The sequence below is a fragment of the Bacteroides sp. GD17 genome (assembly GCF_038448625.1).
In the GTDB taxonomy this organism is placed as follows: Bacteria; Bacteroidota; Bacteroidia; order Bacteroidales; family Bacteroidaceae; genus Bacteroides.
In genome coordinates this window covers 1-1,930 of the sequence record NZ_JBCEZS010000050.1, presented here as the reverse complement: position 1 = coordinate 1,930, position 1,930 = coordinate 1, and the positions used below count along the sequence as shown (strand labels likewise).

1 protein-coding gene is annotated in these 1,930 nt (G+C 44.1%); it reads right to left on the bottom strand.

Annotated features, from left to right (window positions below; translation table 11 throughout):
* On the bottom strand, positions 1-1,468 hold a 1,468-nt coding region (locus AAE250_RS23475; protein ID WP_342289500.1), incomplete at its 3' end, for an ATP-binding protein.
* Positions 1,469-1,930: the final 462 nt, after the last annotated feature.

Here is a 1,930-nt window from a genome sequence, read left to right as displayed (position 1 = left end):
AGAAGCGGAAGACGGGCTCCCATTCGCCACGGAGAGCCATCTTCTTCACCAAACCGGAGAAAGAAGAAAGATCCAAATCGAACATATTTGCTTCGCGGTAGGCTTCTACTAAATAGGTATAAAGCTGTTCACGTACAGTCAAGTTTGGAATGCCAAGAACGGCACTTCCGAAATCGGTACCTTGTATAGAAAGCATTCCGAAGTAGAATAATAAACTCTTGAAATTCTCCGTATCAGTCATCTTTTCAGCCGGAAAGGAAGTGGAAATTTGTGCCGTAGTGCTGCCCTCCGCTACAATCTGCTGGATGATAGAGGCATTCGCACCGAACGTTTTATCTATCTGCACCAGATGACGGAGCTTGTTATAGTCTGTACGGATATTATTGTCGACCATCGATATAGGAGGCATCTGCTGCTGCACGTAACTATTCAGGAAATAGAGTGTCATGTCCGAATTGTACATCCGCTCTCCTAACTTTTGAGGGGAGAAGCAGTAATTATCATACCACGGTTTCATAATCTCCAACAGTCCTTCCACCGTAACGTCCTCCGGCAGTGCGTCTTCATCCTTATAATAAGTAATCATTTCCCGCACTTCATCTTCACTGAATCCGATAATGTTGTTGAATTGTGGCAGCATGCTGATGTTCGTTCCGATATTGAACCCACTCGTCACATCGTCCATCGTTATGGGACTGACGCCCGTAATGAAAAGTCGCTCCACTGCAGCACCGGCATTGGAGGTGGAGGCTTTCACGTTGTTGAAAAAGCCACGAATCAGCCCGTCTCCATGTGTTTTCTCCCGATAGCGTTCCTGACCGTAGGAAGAAAGGATGGTATTGGTGAAGTTATCATATTCATCTATCAGCAGGTAGATGCGCGGGCAATCCGTGCGGCTGATGTATTCTTTAAGGGCAGCCAGCATTTGTTCAGGGTTCGTCTCGTCAGGATTAACAATTTCCCATACCCTGTTGCCCAACAAGTGCTCATTCTTCAGGATGAAGTTCTTCATCACCATGCAGCAATATTCGCAGAACGAACGCTCCACAGTTTCCAGTTTTGAACTGACTTCGNATACCCTGTTGCCCAACAAGTGCTCATTCTTCAGGATGAAGTTCTTCATCACCATGCAGCAATATTCGCAGAACGAACGCTCCACAGTTTCCAGTTTTGAACTGACTTCGGAGAAGTTGAAGCGCAGAACCATATACCGGTTATGCCACTTTGTCGGATGCTGTCCGATATATAGTTTTCCGAACAGTTCTTCAAATCGATCGGCATAGTCGATGCTGTAGTACGCTTCCAGCATGGCCAGAAACAGTGATTTACCAAATCTGCGGGGACGAATCAGGAACAAGTAGGGAGGTTGCCGTTCCAGCGCCTCGATGAAGCGGGTCTTGTCCACATAGTAGTAATCCTCGCGCATGATGCGGGGGAAATCCGATATTCCATAAGGTAATGCTTTCATAAGCGTTCAGCTTTTAATGTTTCTACAGAGCAAAGATAGCAAAAACGCATGGTAACCCCACAAGTAACATTGAAATTATTATATACTCCCCACATGATGGCAACTAACGCTTTTTTTCATCAACTTGCTTCCACTCTACCACCGTCATCTATAATCAGCTGATTCATAATAGCAAACCATGCTGTGGAAGCAACCAAAAAAGGTGGAAGCATAATTTGCTTCCACTTCATAAAAGCTCTTTTTTAGAAGGTATTTATCTGAAAAAGAACCAACTAACATAACTCTGCATAAATGACTGAAAACTCCAATTCAAGGTATTAATATTGTGTTTTCATTAAACAAATACTTTGTACGCACGAAGTTAATAACGTGAAAACACGATATTAACTTCGCAAAAGCAAGAACATAACAGACGGCTAACGGCCGTGAACACATCGCCTCACGACCATAAACAGATCTGTT